Below are 16,359 nucleotides of genomic sequence, written 5' to 3' on the forward strand. Positions count from 1 at the left end.
CGGCCTCACCACTCACCCAGGCAGTCAACGCCGAGCCGGACCCCGCAATTCCCCGGGGCGGACCCGGCCGCCGCCCCACCGCCCGGCCGGAGACCGCACGCGCGGCGCGCGGCGGGCCCCTCAGGTGCCCGCGAGCACTCTCCCGACCAGCTCCCGCGCGGCGTCCTGCACCTGTGCGAGGTGTTCGGGACCGTGGAACGATTCGGCGTAGATCTTGTACTTGTTCTCGGTGCCCGACGGCCGCGCGGCGAACCAGGCATTGGCGGTACTGACCTTCAGGCCGCCCAGCGCGGCCCCGTTTCCGTGGGCACGGGTGGCGACCTCGGTGATCGGTTCGCCGGCGATATCGCCGGCGGGAACCTGTTCCGGGCTGAGCGCGGCCAGCAGTTTCTTCTCCGCCGGCTCGGCGGGGGCATCGATGCGGGCGTAACTGGGGCTGCCGTAGCGGCGTTCGAGTTCGTGGTAGCGGGCCGACGGGCTCTCCCCGGTGACCGCGGCGATCTCACCCGCCAGCAGCGCCAGCAGTATCCCGTCCTTTTCGGTGGTCCACACCGTACCGTCCCTACGCAGGAAGGAGGCCCCGGCGCTCTCTTCGCCGCCGAAGGCCAGACTGCCACTGAACAGGCCGGGTACGAACCATTTGAACCCGACGGGTACCTCGTACACCTGCCGGCCGAGCACGTTGACCACCCGATCGATCATCGACGAGGTCACCGCCGTTTTCCCGATCTTGGTGAGGGCATCCCATCCGCTCCGGTTGGCCACCAGGTATTCGATGGCCACCGCGAGGAAATGGTTCGGGTTCATCAGGCCACCGTCGGGGGTGACGATGCCGTGCCGGTCGGCATCGGCGTCGTTGCCGGTGGAGATGTCGTAGTCGTCCCGGATGGAGACCAGCGAGGCCATGGCATGCGGGGAGGAGGGGTCCATCCGGATCTGGCCGTCGCTGTCGAGGGTCATGAAACGCCAGGTGGGATCGACACTCGGGTTCACCACCTCCAGTTCGAGGTCGTAGCGCTGACCGATCTCCTCCCAGTAGTCGACGCTGGCCCCACCCATCGGATCGGCCCCGAGCCGGATACCCGCGCCCTTGATGGCATCCAGGTTCAGCACAGCCGGCAGGTCGGCGATGTAGTGCTCGAGGAAGTCGTAGCGCTCGGCGGTGTCCATCGCCTGCGCCAGCGGAGCGCGTTTCACCCCGGCCAGACCGCCCCTCAGCAGCTCGTTGGCGCGTTCGGCGATGGCGTCGGTGGCGCCGGTATCGGCGGGGCCCCCGTGCGGCGGATTGTATTTGATCCCACCGTCGCGGGGCGGGTTGTGCGAGGGCGTGACCACGATGCCGTCGGCTTGGTGGCGGGCACCGTCGCGGTTGTGCCGCACCACCGCGTGGCTGAGCGCCGGGGTGGGGGTGTAGCGGCCGCGGGAGTCGACCACGGCACCCACGTCGTTACCCGCCAGCACCTCCAGCACCGTGGTCCACGCGGGTTCGGACAGGGCGTGGGTATCGCGGGCGAGATAGATGGGACCCGTGATACCGCGGGTCGCGCGGTATTCCACGATCGCCTGGGTGATGGCCAGGATATGCCCCTCGTTGAAAGTCGCGTCCAGACTCGACCCGCGATGGCCGGAGGTCCCGAAAGCCACCTGCTGCGTGGGTTCCGCGGGATCGGGCACTCTGCTGTAGTACGCGGTCACCAGTCCCGGAACGTCCACCAGATCGCCGGGGCGGGCGGGCCGTCCGGCTCGATTGTGGGCCATGCTCGGATCTCCCTTCGTGGTCGGCCGCACGCGGCTGGTCATCGTGATCATCCGCACGATTCCGCGAGCGCGGCGGCCGGCGCGGCCACGGCGAAAATGTCAACGGCCGCCGCGGCCGGGCACAGCCCGTGATAGGTGCGCGGGGAGGCCCGGCGCTCTGTGTTCACCGTGTTCACCGATCTCACCATGACCCGGCCCTTTCGCTCGTCCCGTTCCACGTTCGCCTCGTGCCGTACCACGTTGTCCCGCCGCGCTTTCCACCGATCGCCGGTGCCCGGCGGCGACCGCGCCGGGAGCTACCGTCACCGTTTCCGGGACGACCCGAACGCCGCACCGGCGGCACTCGATTCGAGCAGTGTACGAACCCCGGCGCGGTAATCGGAAAAGGTGGTGAACCCCCGTAATACCCCGGTACCGCGGAAAGAATGCACCGAGCGGGCGGGCATCCGCCCGTTCGGTGGGGTCGGCCGGATACGGAATCGGACGTTCGTCCACAGGAAAACGGAGGACAGCAGGCTCAGGAGGGCTGCGCGCGACCGGATCGAAACCGATTCGGGTTAATTCGTAGCTTGCTACCATTCCGGATGTGAACCTTGCCACCGGTGCGCCCCGGACGCGTCGTCTCCGGGTCGACGCGGCGCGCAATCAACAGCGGATCATCGAGGCCGCACGGGAGCTCTTCGCCGATCGGGGTCTGGAGATCACGCTCGACGATGTGGCCGAGCGCGCGGGGGTCGGCGTGGGCACCGTGTACCGCCGGTTCGCGAACAAACGGGAACTGATTTCCGAGGTCTTCTCCGGGCATATCCGCGATTTCGCCGAGGCCGCCGAGGAAGCGCTCGCCGCAGCGGACCCCTGGGACGGCCTGGTTCGGCTGTTCGAGTACGCCTGCCGGCATATGGCGACCAACCGTGGTTTCAGTGAGGTCGTACTCGAAATGGGCGACGATCCGGCCCGGTGGGATTGCCGGCAGGACCGGATCGGCCCCGCGGTGGCCGCCGTGATGGACCGGGCCCGGGAGGCCGGGGTCGTGCAGCCCGGTATCGAGGCCACCGACCTGTTCGCCCTGATCTACATGGTGGATTCGCTGGCCGATTTCGCCCGGCCCGTGGATCCCGATATCTGGCGCCGGTACATGGCGATCACGCTCAACGGCATCCGGGCCGACAGCACGCCGCCACAGGCGTTGACCGTGAACGCGCTCAGCCTCGCCGAGGTCGAGCAGGCCAAGGCGGCCAAACCCGGGCCATTCCCGGGCCGTCGACGCTGAGCCTCCCCTCCCCGGCGCATCCCCCGCTGGAAATTTTCGCGGCGGTGGCCTCGGCCATACCCTAGAGTTGGACATGTGACCAAGTACTGGGTGAACTGGGCGGGCGATCAGCGATGCGCGCCGACCCGGCTGTCGGCGCCGCGCGATCACGCCGAACTGACCGATGAACTGGCCCGGGCCGCCGCCGACGGCCACCGGGTCCGGGTGGCGGGCTCCGGCCACTCGTTCACCGATACCTGCCTCACCGACGGGCTCCTTCTCGACCTCTCCCGGATGAACCGGGTACTCGAGGTCGACCGCGCCACCGGGCGGGCCCGGGTACAGGCGGGAACGACTCTGGCCGCACTCAACACCGCACTCGACCAGCACGGACTCGCCTTCCCGAACCTCGGTGATATCGATGTCCAGACCATCGCCGGAGCCACCGCCACCGGTACCCACGGCACCGGAGGGCGACTACCCAATATCTCGGCGGCCTTACACGGCGTGGAACTCGTCACCGCCGACGGACGACTACTGGAGCTGACCGAGGAGACCGATCCGGAAGCCTGGCGGGCGGCCCGGGTGAGCCTCGGCGCACTGGGCGTGGTCACCGCCTTCACGCTGCAACTCGTACCCTCCTTCGTCCTGGAGGGAATCGAGCGACCGATACCGGTCGAGGAAGTGCTCGCGGACCTGGACTCCTATATCGACGGCAACGATCATTTCGAGTTCTACATGTTCGCGCACAGCCCGGTCGCGATGACCAAACGCAACAACCGGGTCGAACTACCGGCCGCGCCACGCCACGAAGCCCTCGACTGGTTCACCGATGTCCTGCTGTCGAATCACCTGTTCGATACGCTGTGCCGACTGTCGCGCAACCGCCCGGAACTGATTCCGTGGATCCAGCGCGGTGCGGCCTACGCCGGCAGCTACCGGCGTCAGGTGGACCGCTCGTACCGGGTCTTCACCAGCCCCAGACTGTTCCGCTTCACCGAGATGGAATACGCGATCCCGCGCGAATATTCGGCCGAGGCGATCCGCGAGATCAAGGAGACCGCGAAACGTTTCGCCAGCCCGATGCCCATCGAGGTGCGCTGGGTGGCCGGCGACGACGCGTTCCTCTCCCCTGCCGGCGGCCGAGCGACCTGCTATATCGCGGTACACCAGTACCAGGGCATGGAGTGGGAGCCCTTTTTCCGCGCCTGCGAAGCGGTTTTCGACCGCTACGACGGCCGCCCGCACTGGGGCAAGAGACATTTCCAGGACGCGGCGACGCTACGCGGCCGCTACCCCCAGTGGGAACGTTTCGCCGCGGTGCGGCGGCGATACGACCCACAGGGCCGGTTCGCCAACGACTACCTGGACCGGGTCCTCGGCCCGGTCTCAGCAGGTGAGTATCCGCTCGACCAGCCGGGGCAGGGCGACCCCGATGGGTTCGCGGACGACCTCCGTAGCGAGCGAATCGTACGGGGTGGGTTCGGCGTTGACGATGACCAGATCCGCCCCCGCGGCCACCGCCCGCCCGCACAGCGACGCGGCGGGTTCGACCTGCAGTGAGGTCCCGACGGCCAGGAAGATATCGGCCGTCTCGGCCGCCAGTGCGGCCTTCAGTAGCGTCCGGTGGTCCAGCGCCTGGCCGAACATGATGATGTCGGCCTTGAGGATGCCGCCGCACTCGGGACAGGACGGATCGGCCTCTCCCGCGGCCACCCGGTCCAGGGTCGCGGTCATACTCGCGGTGTAGGGACAGTTCACGCAGACCACATCGAACATGTTTCCGTGGATCTCGATCACCCGCTGCGGTGCGGAACCGGCGCGCTGATGCAGCCGGTCGATGTTCTGGGTGACGATCGTGAGAGCCCACCCGGCCCGTTCCAGGTCCACCAGCGCGTGGTGTGCGCCGTTGGGCTCGGCCCGCCACGCCGGATTGTCGCGGCGGGCGCGCCAGGAACGTGCCCGCAGGGCCGGATCGGCCATGTAGTTGTCGTAGGTGGAGAGCAGTTCGGCCATGGGATCCTCGGTCCAGACCCCGCGCGGACCGCGGAAATCCGGGATACCGCTGTCGGTGGAGATACCCGCGCCCGTCAGCACGGCGATACGACCGGTCCGCCGGTGCCAATCCGTCATCGGGAAACCCTCGGAGCCGAGTACGCACCGCGGGGAGGGCCACCGCGCCGAAACGCCCGCTGGCATGGAATCCGCATACCGCAAGCTTAGGCAGCGGCGCCGGACCCCGGCACCCGGCCGAGCAAACCAACCTTCCCAGCTAATGTTCGGCAAACGATTTGCCGACTTCGGGTCTGTTATTCCCCCGGTTTGGAATCCCACGGTCTCCTCTACCGGACCGCACCCTAATTCAGCCGCTGGAACTGAGGATTTTCCCAAAAGATCACAAGCGGATCGCGGCATCGACACGCCCGGAGTGCCTCCTGTGACTGTTGTCTCCGGATTTGCTACAAGGTGTCCAGGTGGAGATTTCTTCGTTATGGTGAACATAGTCACCGCACCCGATACCGAGACGGAGGTACTGCCATGGCTCGCCACCGCGCACCACATCCGGCAGATCCGCGGGGCGGGTACCGATCGCCGGAGATCTACGGCAGTAACGGTTTGATAACCGAATCGCCGGGGTATTCGGACAATATGACAGCACTGCGCAACCGACCCACCCGGATCGCCGGCATGGAATGGGGCACCGCGCTGCTGGCTCTGGCCACCTGCCTCGTTTTCACCACCGGGATCGCCGCCATAACGCAATCCTTGGAGGCCGCGCTGATCGCCACCGCCAGCATCCTGGCCGGGCTCGGAATCACCCTGCGGATCCTGCGGACCCCGCGCTGAGGACCGTTCCCCCGGCCCGCTCCCGAACACCCCTCCGCGCCGCTAGTCTGCGAATATGGCATCCGGAGAGGGGTCCGAGGAGACCATCGGCGGGGACGACCGAGGCGGTGGCCCGGCCGCGGAACCGGCCGATGGATCACCGCGCGGCCCACGCAGGGATCCGGTAGTCGATATCGGATGGCTCGATCGCGGAGGCGGTCGGCACACCGGCCGTCTACCGCGACTGTCCACGGTTCTGTTGATCGGCGCGTTCGTCGCCGTACTGGTTCTGTACCTGATCCTGCAGCCGGGGTGACCGGCGACCGGGAACAAACGGCTTGCTCCAGCGCTTTAAGGTTGTCGATATGAAGGAGAAGGGGCGCAAGGTCATCGCGACCAACCGCCGGGCACGGCACAACTACACGATCCTGGACATCTACGAGGCCGGGATCGCGCTGGTCGGTACCGAGGTCAAAAGCCTGCGCGAGGGGAAGGCCTCGCTCGTGGACGCCTTCGCGACGGTCGACAACGGCGAGGTATGGCTGCGCGGCCTGCATATTCCGGAGTTCAGCCACGGAACGTGGACCAACCACGCGCCACGGCGAGTGCGCAAGCTGCTACTGCACCGGCGGGAGATCGAACGCCTGGTCGGTAAATCCCGCGAAGGCAACCAGACGCTGGTCCCGCTCTCGATGTACTTCTCCGACGGCAAGGTGAAAGTGGAACTCGCCCTGGCCAGAGGTAAACAGGACTACGACAAGCGCCAGGATCTCGCCCGGCGTACCGCCGAGCGAGAGGTGACCCGTGAGCTCGGCCGCCGTGTGAAGGGTATGCGCTGAGCGTGCGCACCCACGGCCGGAAAAGGGGAATGAACGACGGGGTCCGGAGTGTTAACATGACTAGCCCGGCAAGGTGCCGGGACGTACGGGGCTGAACGGTTTCGACTGCGTACGTTGATTCAGGGGAAGCGTGTCGGTGCAGGCAAGAGACCACCGTAAGCGTCGTTGCAACCAATTAAGCGCCGATTCTCATCAGCGCGAGTACGCTCTCGCTGCCTAAGCGATAGCGTCTCTGTCGGCCCGAGGTTCGCCCTCGGCTTCGGTGCCGGCATCAGCTAGAGGGCTCACCGCGCGACTCGGTCGCGGAGTAACGCGGGACATCCAACAGCGACTGGGATCGTCATCCCGGCTTGTTCGCGAGACCGGGAGATCCGAGTAGAGGCACAGCGGACTGCACACGGAGAAGCCCTGGTGACGCGGCGGAGGACCCGGGTTCGATTCCCGGCAGCTCCACTCACCGGCCCCTCACCCGCGACGCGGGTGAGGGGCTTTTTCATGCCCTATACCCCGCGACGGGGTGTTGTCCGGAGCGCCGAGCCGAGAAAGAGCGGCGCTGGAAACCGCCCCTCACCGTCCCCGTGGTCCGCTTCCCGCCGAATTATGTGTTACCCGACGTTTCGCATATGTGTACGATGTGGCTTACCGGTGCGACGCGAAAGCCACCCCGACGACGAAACCGAGGAGAACAGCGTGACAGCAGCGGACCCCGAACCCGGCGCGACCGAGCGAACAGTGCACAACCGCGGTTTCGATCTCGCGGTCTACGAATACGGTGACCCCACGGCGGAAACCGTCGTCCTGGTACACGGATGGCCGGATACCCACCATCTGTGGCGCGGCGTGATCCCCCTGTTGGCCCGGCGTTTCCACGTGGTGGCCTACGACACCCGCGGCCACGGCGCCTCGACCCGCAGCACCCGGACCGCCGATTTCCGGCTCGCCGAACTCGCCGACGACTTCTTCGCCGTAGCGGATGCGGTCAGCCCCCGGCACCCGGTGCACGTACTGGCGCACGACTGGGGCTCGGTGCAGGTGTGGGAGGCGGTCTGCGAACAACGGGCCGTGGATCGGATCGCCTCGTTCACCTCGGTCTCCGGACCGAACCTCGATCATCTGACCGCCTGGGTACGCGCCCGGCTCGGCCGGCCCGCCCCGCGCAACCTCTGGCAGCCGTTCACCCAGCTGCTGTCCTCGGCCTATACCGGGCTCTTCATGACCCCGGGCCTGCCACGGCTGCTCTTCGGCCTCCTCGCCAGCGAAAAACGCTGGCGACGGGTGATCCGGTTGATGAACGATACGCCGCCGTCGACGATCTTCTTCGCCCCGACCCTGAAACAGGATATGGTCGACGGCCTGCTCATCTACCGTGCCAATATCCTCCCCCACCTGCTGAGACCACGGGAACGCAACACCGACGTCCCGGTCCAGCTGATCGTGGCGAGCCGGGATATCGCGGTGCGACCCGCCGGCTACGACGATTCGGCGCGGTGGGTATCGCGACTGTGGCGCCGGGATGTACCCGCCGGACATTGGATGCCGTTCTCGCATCCGGAACTGCTGGCATCCGCGACAACCGAACTGATCGATGCCGTGGCCGCCGGTACGGTCGGCACCGCGGAGCGGGCCGTCCCACGGAAACCACCGCAGCACCTGCAGGTGGTGCGCACCGCGCGCAGCTAGCGGCGCCCCGGCCGGGCGACGGACGGCGAGCCGGTGGCCGAAAGACGTTTCCGCGCCTCGAGATAACGGCCGAGCAGCCCCGCCGCGTCGAGCATGGCCAGACCCCGCGCGGTCAGTTTCCGCTGCCACTCCTCGAGCGCGGCCGACAGCGTATCGGTACCACCGGCCGTCCGGATCCGCTGGACCACAGTGGCGATACGCTCCAGCGGATAACCGCCGCGCCTGAGCAGATGAGCGAGTTCGGCATCGCGGATATCGGCGCTCCGGAAGACGCGGTAACCCGTGGCCGGATCACGCTCGGGAGCGAGAATGCCTGCCGATTCCCATTTCCGCAGCGTCGCCGGGGCGAGCCCGAGCCGGTAGGCGAGTTCGCCGATACTGTACGGCGCGGCCGGAACCGGTGCCACCACCTCGGACTCGGCCGTCAGATGACCGACCGCCGCCCGTACCGCGGCGAGGGTTTCCCGGTCACGCCGCAGCCTGTCGTGGCCGCGGTCGATGGCGATCAGGGCACGCTCGAGTTCGTCCGCGTGCAGGGCCCGCATGATCGCACCGGCGACCGCGTACCCGTAGGCCGTGACGAGCGCGAGATAGGCGCGCAATGCCGCGGCGTGCAATTCGGTGTAGACGCGGTAGCCGCTGGGTGTGCGCTCGGCCGCCGGTAGGAACCCGTCCCGCTCGTAGTTGCGCACCGCCTGGGTCGAGATATTGTGCTCGCGCGCGAGGTCGGTCGGCCGAAAGCTCTTCACCGGTCCGACACTCTACCCAGCTGTCGACCAGGCCTGGATCAGCCGACCCACGGGGAGCTGATGCTCCGCCCGGGCCGGCTCTCCGGCCGCCGCACCGGCTCCGGCCCCCGGTCGATCACCCGAAACCGCCCGGCGATCGGTCACGACGATCCTGCCCACGGGGTGGCCCGCTTCCGGTGTCACGCCGAGCCGGCCCGGACGGATTCGCCGGAGCCCGGCTCCGCGCGAAGGAAACGCTCACCCCAGGCCCGGATCTGCGCGCTCAATTCCGGCGGGCCGAGCACCCGGAATTCGGCTTCGAGCGATCCGAGCGCCATGGTCGGCCAGTCCAGCGAATCGGTGGTCATCCGCACCCGGCAGCGAGCGGGACCGACCTCCTCCACGGTGCCCCACCGCCCGATACGCCGGCGGACATCCTCCGCGGGCGCATCCACCAGCGCCTCGATCCGATACGAACGCGGAATATTGTCCATACCGGCGCGGACGAATTCGGCGGCATCCTCGGTGGGCAGTTCCCGCGGACGGAAGCGGGCACCATCACCTCGCGGATCGCCGAGGCGATCGATACGGAAACTACGCCAATCGTGGCGGGTGAGATCGAAGGCGACCAGATACCAGCGCCGACCCCGGGATACCAGCCGATACGGTTCGACATACCGCTCGGTGCGGCTACCGTCGGCGGCGGTGTAGGAAAAATGGACCCGCTCACTGTCCCGGCAGGCCAACGCCAGCACCGTGAGTACCGCCGGATCAGGCCCGGACCCGGATTCGCCGCCCCACTCGCCGGGGACGGTCATGGCGCGGATGGCCTCCACACGGCGGCGCAGCCGCGGCGGCATCACCTGCACCACTTTGGCCAGCGCGCGCACCGACGCTTCCGCGACCCCCTCCACCATGCCCTGCAGGGCGGTCTGGAGTCCGATCACCAGCGCGACCGCCTCGTCGTCGTCCACCATGAGTGGGGGCAGCGCGGCGCCGGCGGCGAGCTGATAGCCACCGTCGACACCGCGCTGGGCTTCCACCGGGTACCCCAGTTCGCGGAGCCGGTCGATATCGCGCCGCAGCGTCCGCGGTGATACCCGCAGCCGTTCGGCCAACTCGGCACCGGGCCAGTATTTGTGGGTTTGCAGCAGCGACAACAGGCGCAGCGTCCGCGTGCTCGTATTCGCCATACCGTCGATTGTGGCCGGAATTGCGGTCGGATAGTGACCGCTGGGCTGCGGTCCGCGAGCTCAGGGGGAAGACCGCGGCCGTATCAGTTCGAGCCGATCGCGCGCAGCGAGACGCCGGTGATGGTATCGGCGCTGATGGTGCCGTCGGCGTGTTTACGGCCGTAGACCATAACCGGAGCACCCACCGCTATAGCGGCGACTTCGGTAGCGATCAGGACGTAGACCTTCGTCTCGGCGTCGGTGTGCACCACGATCTCCGACTTCGTGAGTTCGCTGGTCACATGTAGGGTGCTGCCGTCGTTGGTCTTGACCTTTCCGAACACGAAACCCGCACCGATATCCGGAGACCTCTTCTCCGGCGGGGTTTCCTCGGTGACGGTTCGGGTCGATACGGCGGTCACCAGGGTCGCGGGCGCGGGTTCGTCGGCGGAGGGGGTGAGGTAGAAGCAACTCACGGCCAGTAGTACCGCGAGCCCGAGACACAGCCCGATCAGCGCTTGACCGCCGATGGGTAGCGCCCCGGCGGTCTCGGCATGCGGCAGATACTCGTGCAGCTCCGCCGACTCGGCGGACCACGGCGCGGAATGCCCGGCCGTATGGGCGACGGAGCCGGAGTCGTACGCCTGCCGTGGTTTCCTGGGTTCCGCAGCCGGTACAGCGGGCGCCGCCGGCCACCGCGGCTCGTCGGGCGAACGGGCCGGGGCGAGTCGTGGACGGGATGGGGCGGACTCACCCGATACCGGAGTCGCGGAAGTTTCTTCGGCCGCGGGCCGGGGGAAACGGTCCTCGGCCGGCTCCGGGGCGGCCGAGCCGGATGAGGGCGGATCATCGTCCTCGGGCTCGGCATCGGAACCGGCCGCGGCACTTTCCGGCCGCGAACTCGGCGCCGGGTGTTCCGGCCGCCCACGGCCGGCACCGGCACGGAGCACCCCCGGGTCCAGGCTGCCGAACCGGTCGGCGCTCACACCGGGCCGGTGTCGTGACCCTGACCACGGAGTGCGCTTACTGGACATGAAGCCAGGCTAGACCCTCTGTTTAGTCCCCTATCTTCACTGACGGGAGTAATCGTGGGATGAAAGGACTTATCGCCCAAAGCTTCCCGTACCGGACCACTCCGCCAGCAGGACCTCCAGCACCTGCTCGCCGTATCGGGCCAGCTTGTTCTCACCGACACCGCTCACCGCGCTCAGTGCCGCCAGATCCGCGGGCTTACGGGCTGCGATATCGCGCAAGGTGGCGTCGTGGAAAACCACATAGGCGGGCACGCCCTGTTCCTTGGCCGTATCGGCACGCCACTGCCGGAGTCTCTCGAACATCGCGGCATCGGCGGTGGTGAGTTCGGGAGGCGCCGCTTTCCCCGCTTTGGCGCTGCGCGCCGCGCGCGACGGAGTCGCACGCTCGGGTTCACGCCGCAACCGCACGGTACGACCGTCGAACAGTACGCCCTCGCTCGCCTCGGTCAGCGTGAGAACGCCGTAATCGCCGTGGACGGCCAGCAGCCCCCGAGCGAGCAGCTGCCGGATGACACCCCGCCATTCGGTATCCCGTAGCTCGGTACCCACGCCGAACACACTGAGTTCGTGATGGTCGTACTGCTGAACCTTCTGGTTCTTCTTGCCGAGCAGGATATCGATGAGATGACCGGCGCCGAAGCTCTGGCCGCGTTCCCGTTTCAGCCGCAGAACGGTCGAGAGCACTTTCTGCGCGGCGACGGTGCCGTCCCAGGATTCGGGTGGTGAGAGACAGGTGTCGCAGTTACCGCACGGCTGTGGTGACTGGCCGAAATAGGCGAGCAACTGGGCACGGCGGCAGTCGACCGTTTCGCACAGCGCCAGCATGGCGTCGAGGTGCAGCTGTAGCTGCCGGCGATGGGCCGCGTCACCGTCGGAGGCATCGATGAGCTTGCGCTGCTGCACCACATCCTGCAGCCCGTAGACCATCCAGGCCGTCGACGGCAGGCCGTCACGCCCCGCACGCCCGGTTTCCTGGTAGTACCCCTCCACCGATTTGGGCAGATCGAGATGAGCGACGAAACGCACATCGGGTTTGTCGATACCCATCCCGAACGCGATGGTCGCCACGACCACCAGGCCGTCCTCACGCAGGAAGCGCGCCTGGTTCTCGGCGCGGGTCCGATTGTCCAGGCCCGCGTGGTAGGGCACGGCACGAATACCGTTCTCGGTGAGGAAGGCGGCGGTCTTCTCCACCGAGTTGCGGGAGAGGCAGTAGACGATCCCGGCGTCACCGGGATGTTCGGCGCGCAGAAAGTCGAGCAGCTGGCGCTCGGGACGATTCTTCGGCTCGATCCGGTACTGGATATTGGGCCGGTCGAAACTGGCCACGAACCGGCGGGCGCCACCGAGGTCGAGCCTGGTGATGATCTCGTCCCGGGTCTTCTCCGTCGCGGTGGCGGTCAGCGCGATCCGGGGCACCTCGGGCCAGCGTTCGTGCAGCATCGACAACATCAGGTAGTCGGGGCGGAAATCGTGGCCCCACTGCGAGACGCAATGCGCCTCGTCGATCGCGAACAGGGCTATCCGGCCCCGATCCAGCAGTTGCGCGGTCGATTCCATCCGCAGCCGTTCGGGGGCCAGATACAACAGATCCAGTTCTCCCGCGGCGAATTGCGCCTCGACCATCCGGCGTTCGTCCGGGAACTGCGTCGAATTGAGGAAGCCGGCCCGGACACCCAGCGCGCTCAATGCGTCCACCTGGTCCTGCATGAGCGCGATCAAGGGGGAGATCACCACCCCCACCCCATCGCGCACCAGCGCCGGAATCTGATAGCACAGCGATTTCCCGCCGCCGGTGGGCATGAGCACCAGCGCGTCCCCGCCGCCGATCACCTGCTCCACGATCGCGTGCTGTTCGCCGCGGAAACTGTCGTAGCCGAAGACCCGGCGTAGGACCTCGTGCGCCGGGTCGTCGGGAACGGGAGGTGCCAGGGAGATATCTGCGGCGGTATCCACGCGGCCATCCTACGAGCGCCGCCCGCGACGGGTCGGGCGAGAACAGCGGCCGGAGCGGGGAGCGGCGGGGTTGTCCCCATGGGGACGGACGCCTCGCGCCACGCGAGCGGTGCTCGCGCATTCCGCACCGGCCCGTTGTCCCGAGCTTCGTGCTCTAGGTTGTGGGCCATGGCATCCGCACTGGTAAACGCCCGAACGGCGCTGTGCGCGACGGCGCTGACCGCGCTCGGGCTCCTCATCCCGTCCGCGACACACGCTCAGCCCCTCCCGCCTCCATGTGTGACCGGATGGGAGGCGACAACCCTGGTCGAGGGGGTCGGCAACCTGGAGAACCTCGATTCCGACGGCTCCGGCGGCTTCTACATCACCGGCATCCGCGACGGCTACCTGGCCCATGTCTCCGCCGACGGGACATTCGAAAAACTGGTCACCGGCCTCGACCAACCGGCAGGAGTGCGTGTGGCGGGACGGTCGGTGTACTTCCTCACCGGTGACCGCGTCTCCGGAGCTCCGGGGACACTGCAGCGCTACGATCTCGACACCGGTGCGGCGACGGTTCTGCTCACCGGGTTGAAAGGCCCGAACGGGCTGCTGCTGCTTCCCGACGGCGACCTGCTGATCAGCAATATCGGCCTGTCCGGTATCCCGTCCGGGATCTCTCGCTACCGGCCCGCCACCGGCGAGTTCACCGAGACCTGGTCACCGCTGCCGCTGACCAACGGCCTGGCGCTCGCGCCGGACGGGAAGTCGATCTACACCGGTAACCTGGCCGCGCAACTGTTCCGGCTCCCGCTCGACGCGCCGGACCGGGCGGCGGTGGTGACCGGTATCCCGGAGCTGCTGTGGCTACCGGATGATATGGAAGCGACCCGCGCGGGCGATCTTTTCGTCGCCGACCACGGGATGGGGGCGGTCTACCGGGTGGATCCGGCCACCGGCAACGCCTGCGCCGTGATCTCCGGGCTCATCAAACGACCCGACCCCGTCCGGACACCCCTGGACGGTGCCACGTCGGTTCGGATCGCCCGCGACGGCGGCTCCTGGGCGTTGTACGTCACCAGCATGGACGGCACGCTGCGCCGCCTTCGCCCGCCCGCGGACGTGGATCTGACTCCCGCCGACGCGACACGGTGGTAACACGGCGGCAACCGGGAAATTTTTCCAAGACCGGCTAATTGAGGTCAAAAAGTGGCCGCTGTGGGTCATAACGTGGATCTCGAACAGGGAACGAACCACGAAAGACCGACGAAAGGCGACGACCATGAGCGAGACCTCCACCCTCGGCGAGACCGGCAACGAGACGACCCTCTCCGGTGAGCGCGCGGATCTGCTCGCGGAACTGCGTGCCGCCCGCTTCTTCCTGCGCTTCACCGTCCGCGATCTGACCGACGAGCAGGCCGCGCTCCGCCCGACACCCAGCGAACTGTGCCTCGGCGGACTGATCAAGCATGTCGCCTCGGTCGAGCGCGGCTGGGTGGACTTCATCCTGGACGGCACTTCGATCATGAAGGATTTCGACGATATGACCGCGGAGGATTTCCAGGCCCGCGACAACGACTTCCGGATGCTGCCCGGCGATACGCTGGCGGGAATACTCGAGGCCTACGAAGAGGTGGCGCGCCGGACCGACGAAATCGTCGCCACCGTCGACCTCGACCGTGTCCGGCCCCTGCCCAAGGCGCCGTGGTATCAGGAGACGCACCACTCGAGCCGGCGGGTACTGATCCACATCATCGCCGAAACGACCCAGCACGCCGGCCATGCCGACATCATCCGGGAAGCGATCGACGGCGCGAAGACCATGGGCTGACCCGCGCTCTCCTGCGCGGAGGGGCGAGCGGTCCGCGCGAAGCGGACCACTTCCTCACCCCGCGAGCCGGTCCAGAACCTGCTGGTGCAGCGGGCCGTTGGTCGCCACGGCGTCACCACCGTGCGGTCCCGCTTCGCCGCCGAGCGAGGTGAAGGTGCCCCCGGCCTCCCGGATCAGGATGTCCAGGGCCGCCAGATCCCACAGCGATACCTCGGGTTCGGTGGCGATATCCACCGCACCCTCGGCCACCAGGCAATAGTTCAGGAAATCGCCGTAGCCGCGGACCCGCCAGACCTCGTCGGTGAGGTCGATGAAGCGGTCCCGTAGGCCACGGTCACGCCAGCCGGAGAGACTGGAGAAAGCGAGACTCGCCGAACCCAATTCGGCGACAGCGGAAACGGTGATCGGTTTCGGCGCACCGGGATGGAAGCTCGACCACGCGCCCTGCCCTGTGGCGGCCCACCAGCGCCGGGCCAGCGCCGGTGCGCTCACGACCCCCACCACGGGCACCCCGTCTTCGAGCAGGGCGATGAGCGTCGCCCATATCGGTACACCGCGCACGAAGTTCTTGGTCCCGTCGATCGGGTCCACCACCCACTGCCGGCCGGTGAGTTCGGCGGTGCCACCGAACTCCTCACCCAGTACCGCGTCCTCGGGACGGCCGTGGCGCAGTATCCGGCGGATCGCCTCCTCCACGGCGAGATCGGCGTCGGATACCGGGGTGAGATCCGGTTTGGCGTCGACTTTCAGATCCAGTGCACCGAATCGTTCCCGGGTGATCGCGTCCGCCTCATCGGCCAGCCGCAGCGCGAGTTCGAGGTCAGAGGAGTGAGCAGCCACACCCCGAACCCTATCCGTTCTCCTCCCGCGCACCTGCGCACACCACCGAACACACCATCCTCAGTGCCTTGCCCGGACGAGCGCGCCCACCCACCAGCTCAGGCGATCAGCATCGCCCGGGCCGCGGCCTCGGGTTCCTCGGGCGCGAGCAGTTGCCCGTCCTCGTCGAACAACAGGTAGCACCGGGGGAACGAAACGTATTCGCGCACCGTGTGGGCGTCCAGTTCATCGGTGCCGAACCTGCCCGCTGCCACCGGGGTGACCCGGATGACGCATCCGCAGGCCGGGCCGTTGCGCTCGGCTTTCGAGACACTGGACCTCTCCGCCGACGACGATCAGCGTCTCCTCGTCTATCTACCCGCCGACCCGGCGACCTCCACAGCTCTGGACCGGCTCGCCGGCCGGGGACCGGGTGGCCTCCGGGCCGTGCCGGGCTGAACGGACCCCGGCCGGGCATCCGCGACCGG

16 protein-coding genes, 1 other RNA gene and 1 pseudogene are annotated in these 16,359 nt (G+C 67.8%); 10 read left to right on the top strand and 8 right to left on the bottom strand.

Annotated features, from left to right (window positions below; translation table 11 throughout):
* Positions 1-120 precede the first annotated feature (120 nt).
* Positions 121-1,758, bottom strand: a complete 1,638-nt coding sequence (gene pgm, locus ACYR7D_RS00265; RefSeq protein WP_459547627.1) for a phosphoglucomutase (alpha-D-glucose-1,6-bisphosphate-dependent) — start codon at positions 1,756-1,758, stop codon at positions 121-123.
* 586 nt (positions 1,759-2,344) lie between these two features.
* Here pgm and ACYR7D_RS00270 point away from each other — a divergent pair.
* Together ACYR7D_RS00270 and ACYR7D_RS00275 are read left to right on the top strand one after the other, a co-directional pair.
* Positions 2,345-3,028 carry a TetR/AcrR family transcriptional regulator gene (locus ACYR7D_RS00270; RefSeq protein WP_459547628.1) on the top strand — a complete coding sequence of 228 codons (684 nt, stop codon included), beginning with the start codon at positions 2,345-2,347 and terminating at the stop codon, positions 3,026-3,028.
* 75 nt (positions 3,029-3,103) lie between these two features.
* Positions 3,104-4,570 carry a D-arabinono-1,4-lactone oxidase gene (locus ACYR7D_RS00275; protein WP_459547629.1) on the top strand — a complete coding sequence of 489 codons (1,467 nt, stop codon included), beginning with the start codon at positions 3,104-3,106 and terminating at the stop codon, positions 4,568-4,570.
* A 42-nt stretch (positions 4,571-4,612) separates the two neighbouring features.
* Here the strand turns inward: ACYR7D_RS00275 and ACYR7D_RS00280 are convergent.
* Positions 4,613-5,569: pseudogene (locus tag ACYR7D_RS00280) on the bottom strand (SIR2 family NAD-dependent protein deacylase); the annotation flags it as partial.
* 87 nt (positions 5,570-5,656) lie between these two features.
* Between ACYR7D_RS00280 and ACYR7D_RS00285 the strand changes: the two are divergent.
* From ACYR7D_RS00285 to ACYR7D_RS00305, 5 genes are all read left to right on the top strand, one after another.
* On the top strand, positions 5,657-5,854 hold the full coding sequence (locus ACYR7D_RS00285) for a hypothetical protein (protein WP_459547630.1): 198 nt from the start codon (positions 5,657-5,659) through the stop codon (positions 5,852-5,854).
* A gap of 55 nt (positions 5,855-5,909) precedes the next feature.
* Positions 5,910-6,149 carry a hypothetical protein gene (locus ACYR7D_RS00290; RefSeq protein ID WP_459547631.1) on the top strand — a complete coding sequence of 80 codons (240 nt, stop codon included), beginning with the start codon at positions 5,910-5,912 and terminating at the stop codon, positions 6,147-6,149.
* A gap of 49 nt (positions 6,150-6,198) precedes the next feature.
* Entirely contained in the window at positions 6,199-6,672 is a 474-nt protein-coding gene (gene smpB / locus ACYR7D_RS00295; protein WP_459547632.1) for an SsrA-binding protein SmpB, read from the top strand.
* Positions 6,673-6,759: 87 nt separating this feature from the next.
* Positions 6,760-7,128: a transfer-messenger RNA gene (gene ssrA, locus ACYR7D_RS00300) on the top strand.
* Between the two features lie 234 nt (positions 7,129-7,362).
* Positions 7,363-8,352: an alpha/beta fold hydrolase gene (locus ACYR7D_RS00305; protein WP_459547633.1), complete on the top strand. Its 990-nt coding sequence runs from the start codon at positions 7,363-7,365 to the stop codon at positions 8,350-8,352.
* On the opposite strand, the gene ACYR7D_RS00310 is transcribed toward ACYR7D_RS00305, so the two are convergent.
* The 4 genes from ACYR7D_RS00310 to recQ form a co-directional block, all read right to left on the bottom strand.
* On the bottom strand, positions 8,349-9,101 hold the full coding sequence (locus tag ACYR7D_RS00310) for a TioE family transcriptional regulator (RefSeq protein WP_459547634.1): 753 nt from the start codon (positions 9,099-9,101) through the stop codon (positions 8,349-8,351). The genes ACYR7D_RS00305 and ACYR7D_RS00310 overlap by 4 nt on opposite strands.
* A gap of 179 nt (positions 9,102-9,280) precedes the next feature.
* On the bottom strand, positions 9,281-10,273 hold the full coding sequence (locus ACYR7D_RS00315) for a helix-turn-helix transcriptional regulator (protein ID WP_459547635.1): 993 nt from the start codon (positions 10,271-10,273) through the stop codon (positions 9,281-9,283).
* 83 nt (positions 10,274-10,356) lie between these two features.
* Complete coding sequence (locus tag ACYR7D_RS00320) at positions 10,357-11,238, bottom strand: hypothetical protein (RefSeq protein WP_459547636.1); 882 nt, start codon at positions 11,236-11,238, stop codon at positions 10,357-10,359.
* Positions 11,239-11,355: 117 nt separating this feature from the next.
* Positions 11,356-13,242 carry a DNA helicase RecQ gene (recQ, locus tag ACYR7D_RS00325; protein WP_459547637.1) on the bottom strand — a complete coding sequence of 629 codons (1,887 nt, stop codon included), beginning with the start codon at positions 13,240-13,242 and terminating at the stop codon, positions 11,356-11,358.
* A 279-nt stretch (positions 13,243-13,521) separates the two neighbouring features.
* Between recQ and ACYR7D_RS00330 the strand changes: the two genes are divergently transcribed.
* Together ACYR7D_RS00330 and ACYR7D_RS00335 are read left to right on the top strand one after the other, a co-directional pair.
* Positions 13,522-14,379: an NHL repeat-containing protein gene (locus ACYR7D_RS00330; RefSeq protein ID WP_459547638.1), complete on the top strand. Its 858-nt coding sequence runs from the start codon at positions 13,522-13,524 to the stop codon at positions 14,377-14,379.
* Positions 14,380-14,503: 124 nt separating this feature from the next.
* On the top strand, positions 14,504-15,052 hold the full coding sequence (locus ACYR7D_RS00335) for a DinB family protein (RefSeq protein WP_459547639.1): 549 nt from the start codon (positions 14,504-14,506) through the stop codon (positions 15,050-15,052).
* A 54-nt stretch (positions 15,053-15,106) separates the two neighbouring features.
* Here the strand turns inward: ACYR7D_RS00335 and hisN are convergent, their stop codons facing one another.
* Together hisN and ACYR7D_RS00345 are read right to left on the bottom strand one after the other, a co-directional pair.
* Entirely contained in the window at positions 15,107-15,892 is a 786-nt protein-coding gene (gene hisN / locus ACYR7D_RS00340; RefSeq protein WP_459547640.1) for a histidinol-phosphatase, read from the bottom strand.
* Between the two features lie 98 nt (positions 15,893-15,990).
* A complete protein-coding gene (locus ACYR7D_RS00345; protein ID WP_459547641.1) occupies positions 15,991-16,146 on the bottom strand; it encodes a hypothetical protein in 156 nt (51 codons plus the stop codon).
* A gap of 13 nt (positions 16,147-16,159) precedes the next feature.
* On the opposite strand from ACYR7D_RS00345, the gene ACYR7D_RS00350 reads away from it, so the two are divergent.
* On the top strand, positions 16,160-16,330 hold the full coding sequence (locus tag ACYR7D_RS00350; RefSeq protein WP_459547642.1) for an MmyB family transcriptional regulator: 171 nt from the start codon (positions 16,160-16,162) through the stop codon (positions 16,328-16,330).
* Positions 16,331-16,359 lie beyond the last annotated feature (29 nt).

It is taken from the genome of Nocardia sp. X0981, from assembly GCF_977089955.1.

What these genes read in the sequence shown, in the direction of transcription:
- pgm (WP_459547627.1), bottom strand. Translation starts at nt 1,758, where the DNA reads ATGGCCCACAATCGAGCCGGACGGCCCGCCCGCCCCGGCGATCTGGTG.
- ACYR7D_RS00285 (WP_459547630.1), top strand. Translation starts at nt 5,657, where the DNA reads ATGACAGCACTGCGCAACCGACCCACCCGGATCGCCGGCATGGAATGG.
- ACYR7D_RS00290 (WP_459547631.1), top strand. Translation starts at nt 5,910, where the DNA reads ATGGCATCCGGAGAGGGGTCCGAGGAGACCATCGGCGGGGACGACCGA.
- smpB (WP_459547632.1), top strand. Translation starts at nt 6,199, where the DNA reads ATGAAGGAGAAGGGGCGCAAGGTCATCGCGACCAACCGCCGGGCACGG.
- ACYR7D_RS00315 (WP_459547635.1), bottom strand. Translation starts at nt 10,273, where the DNA reads ATGGCGAATACGAGCACGCGGACGCTGCGCCTGTTGTCGCTGCTGCAA.
- ACYR7D_RS00335 (WP_459547639.1), top strand. Translation starts at nt 14,504, where the DNA reads ATGAGCGAGACCTCCACCCTCGGCGAGACCGGCAACGAGACGACCCTC.
- ACYR7D_RS00350 (WP_459547642.1), top strand. Translation starts at nt 16,160, where the DNA reads ATGACGCATCCGCAGGCCGGGCCGTTGCGCTCGGCTTTCGAGACACTG.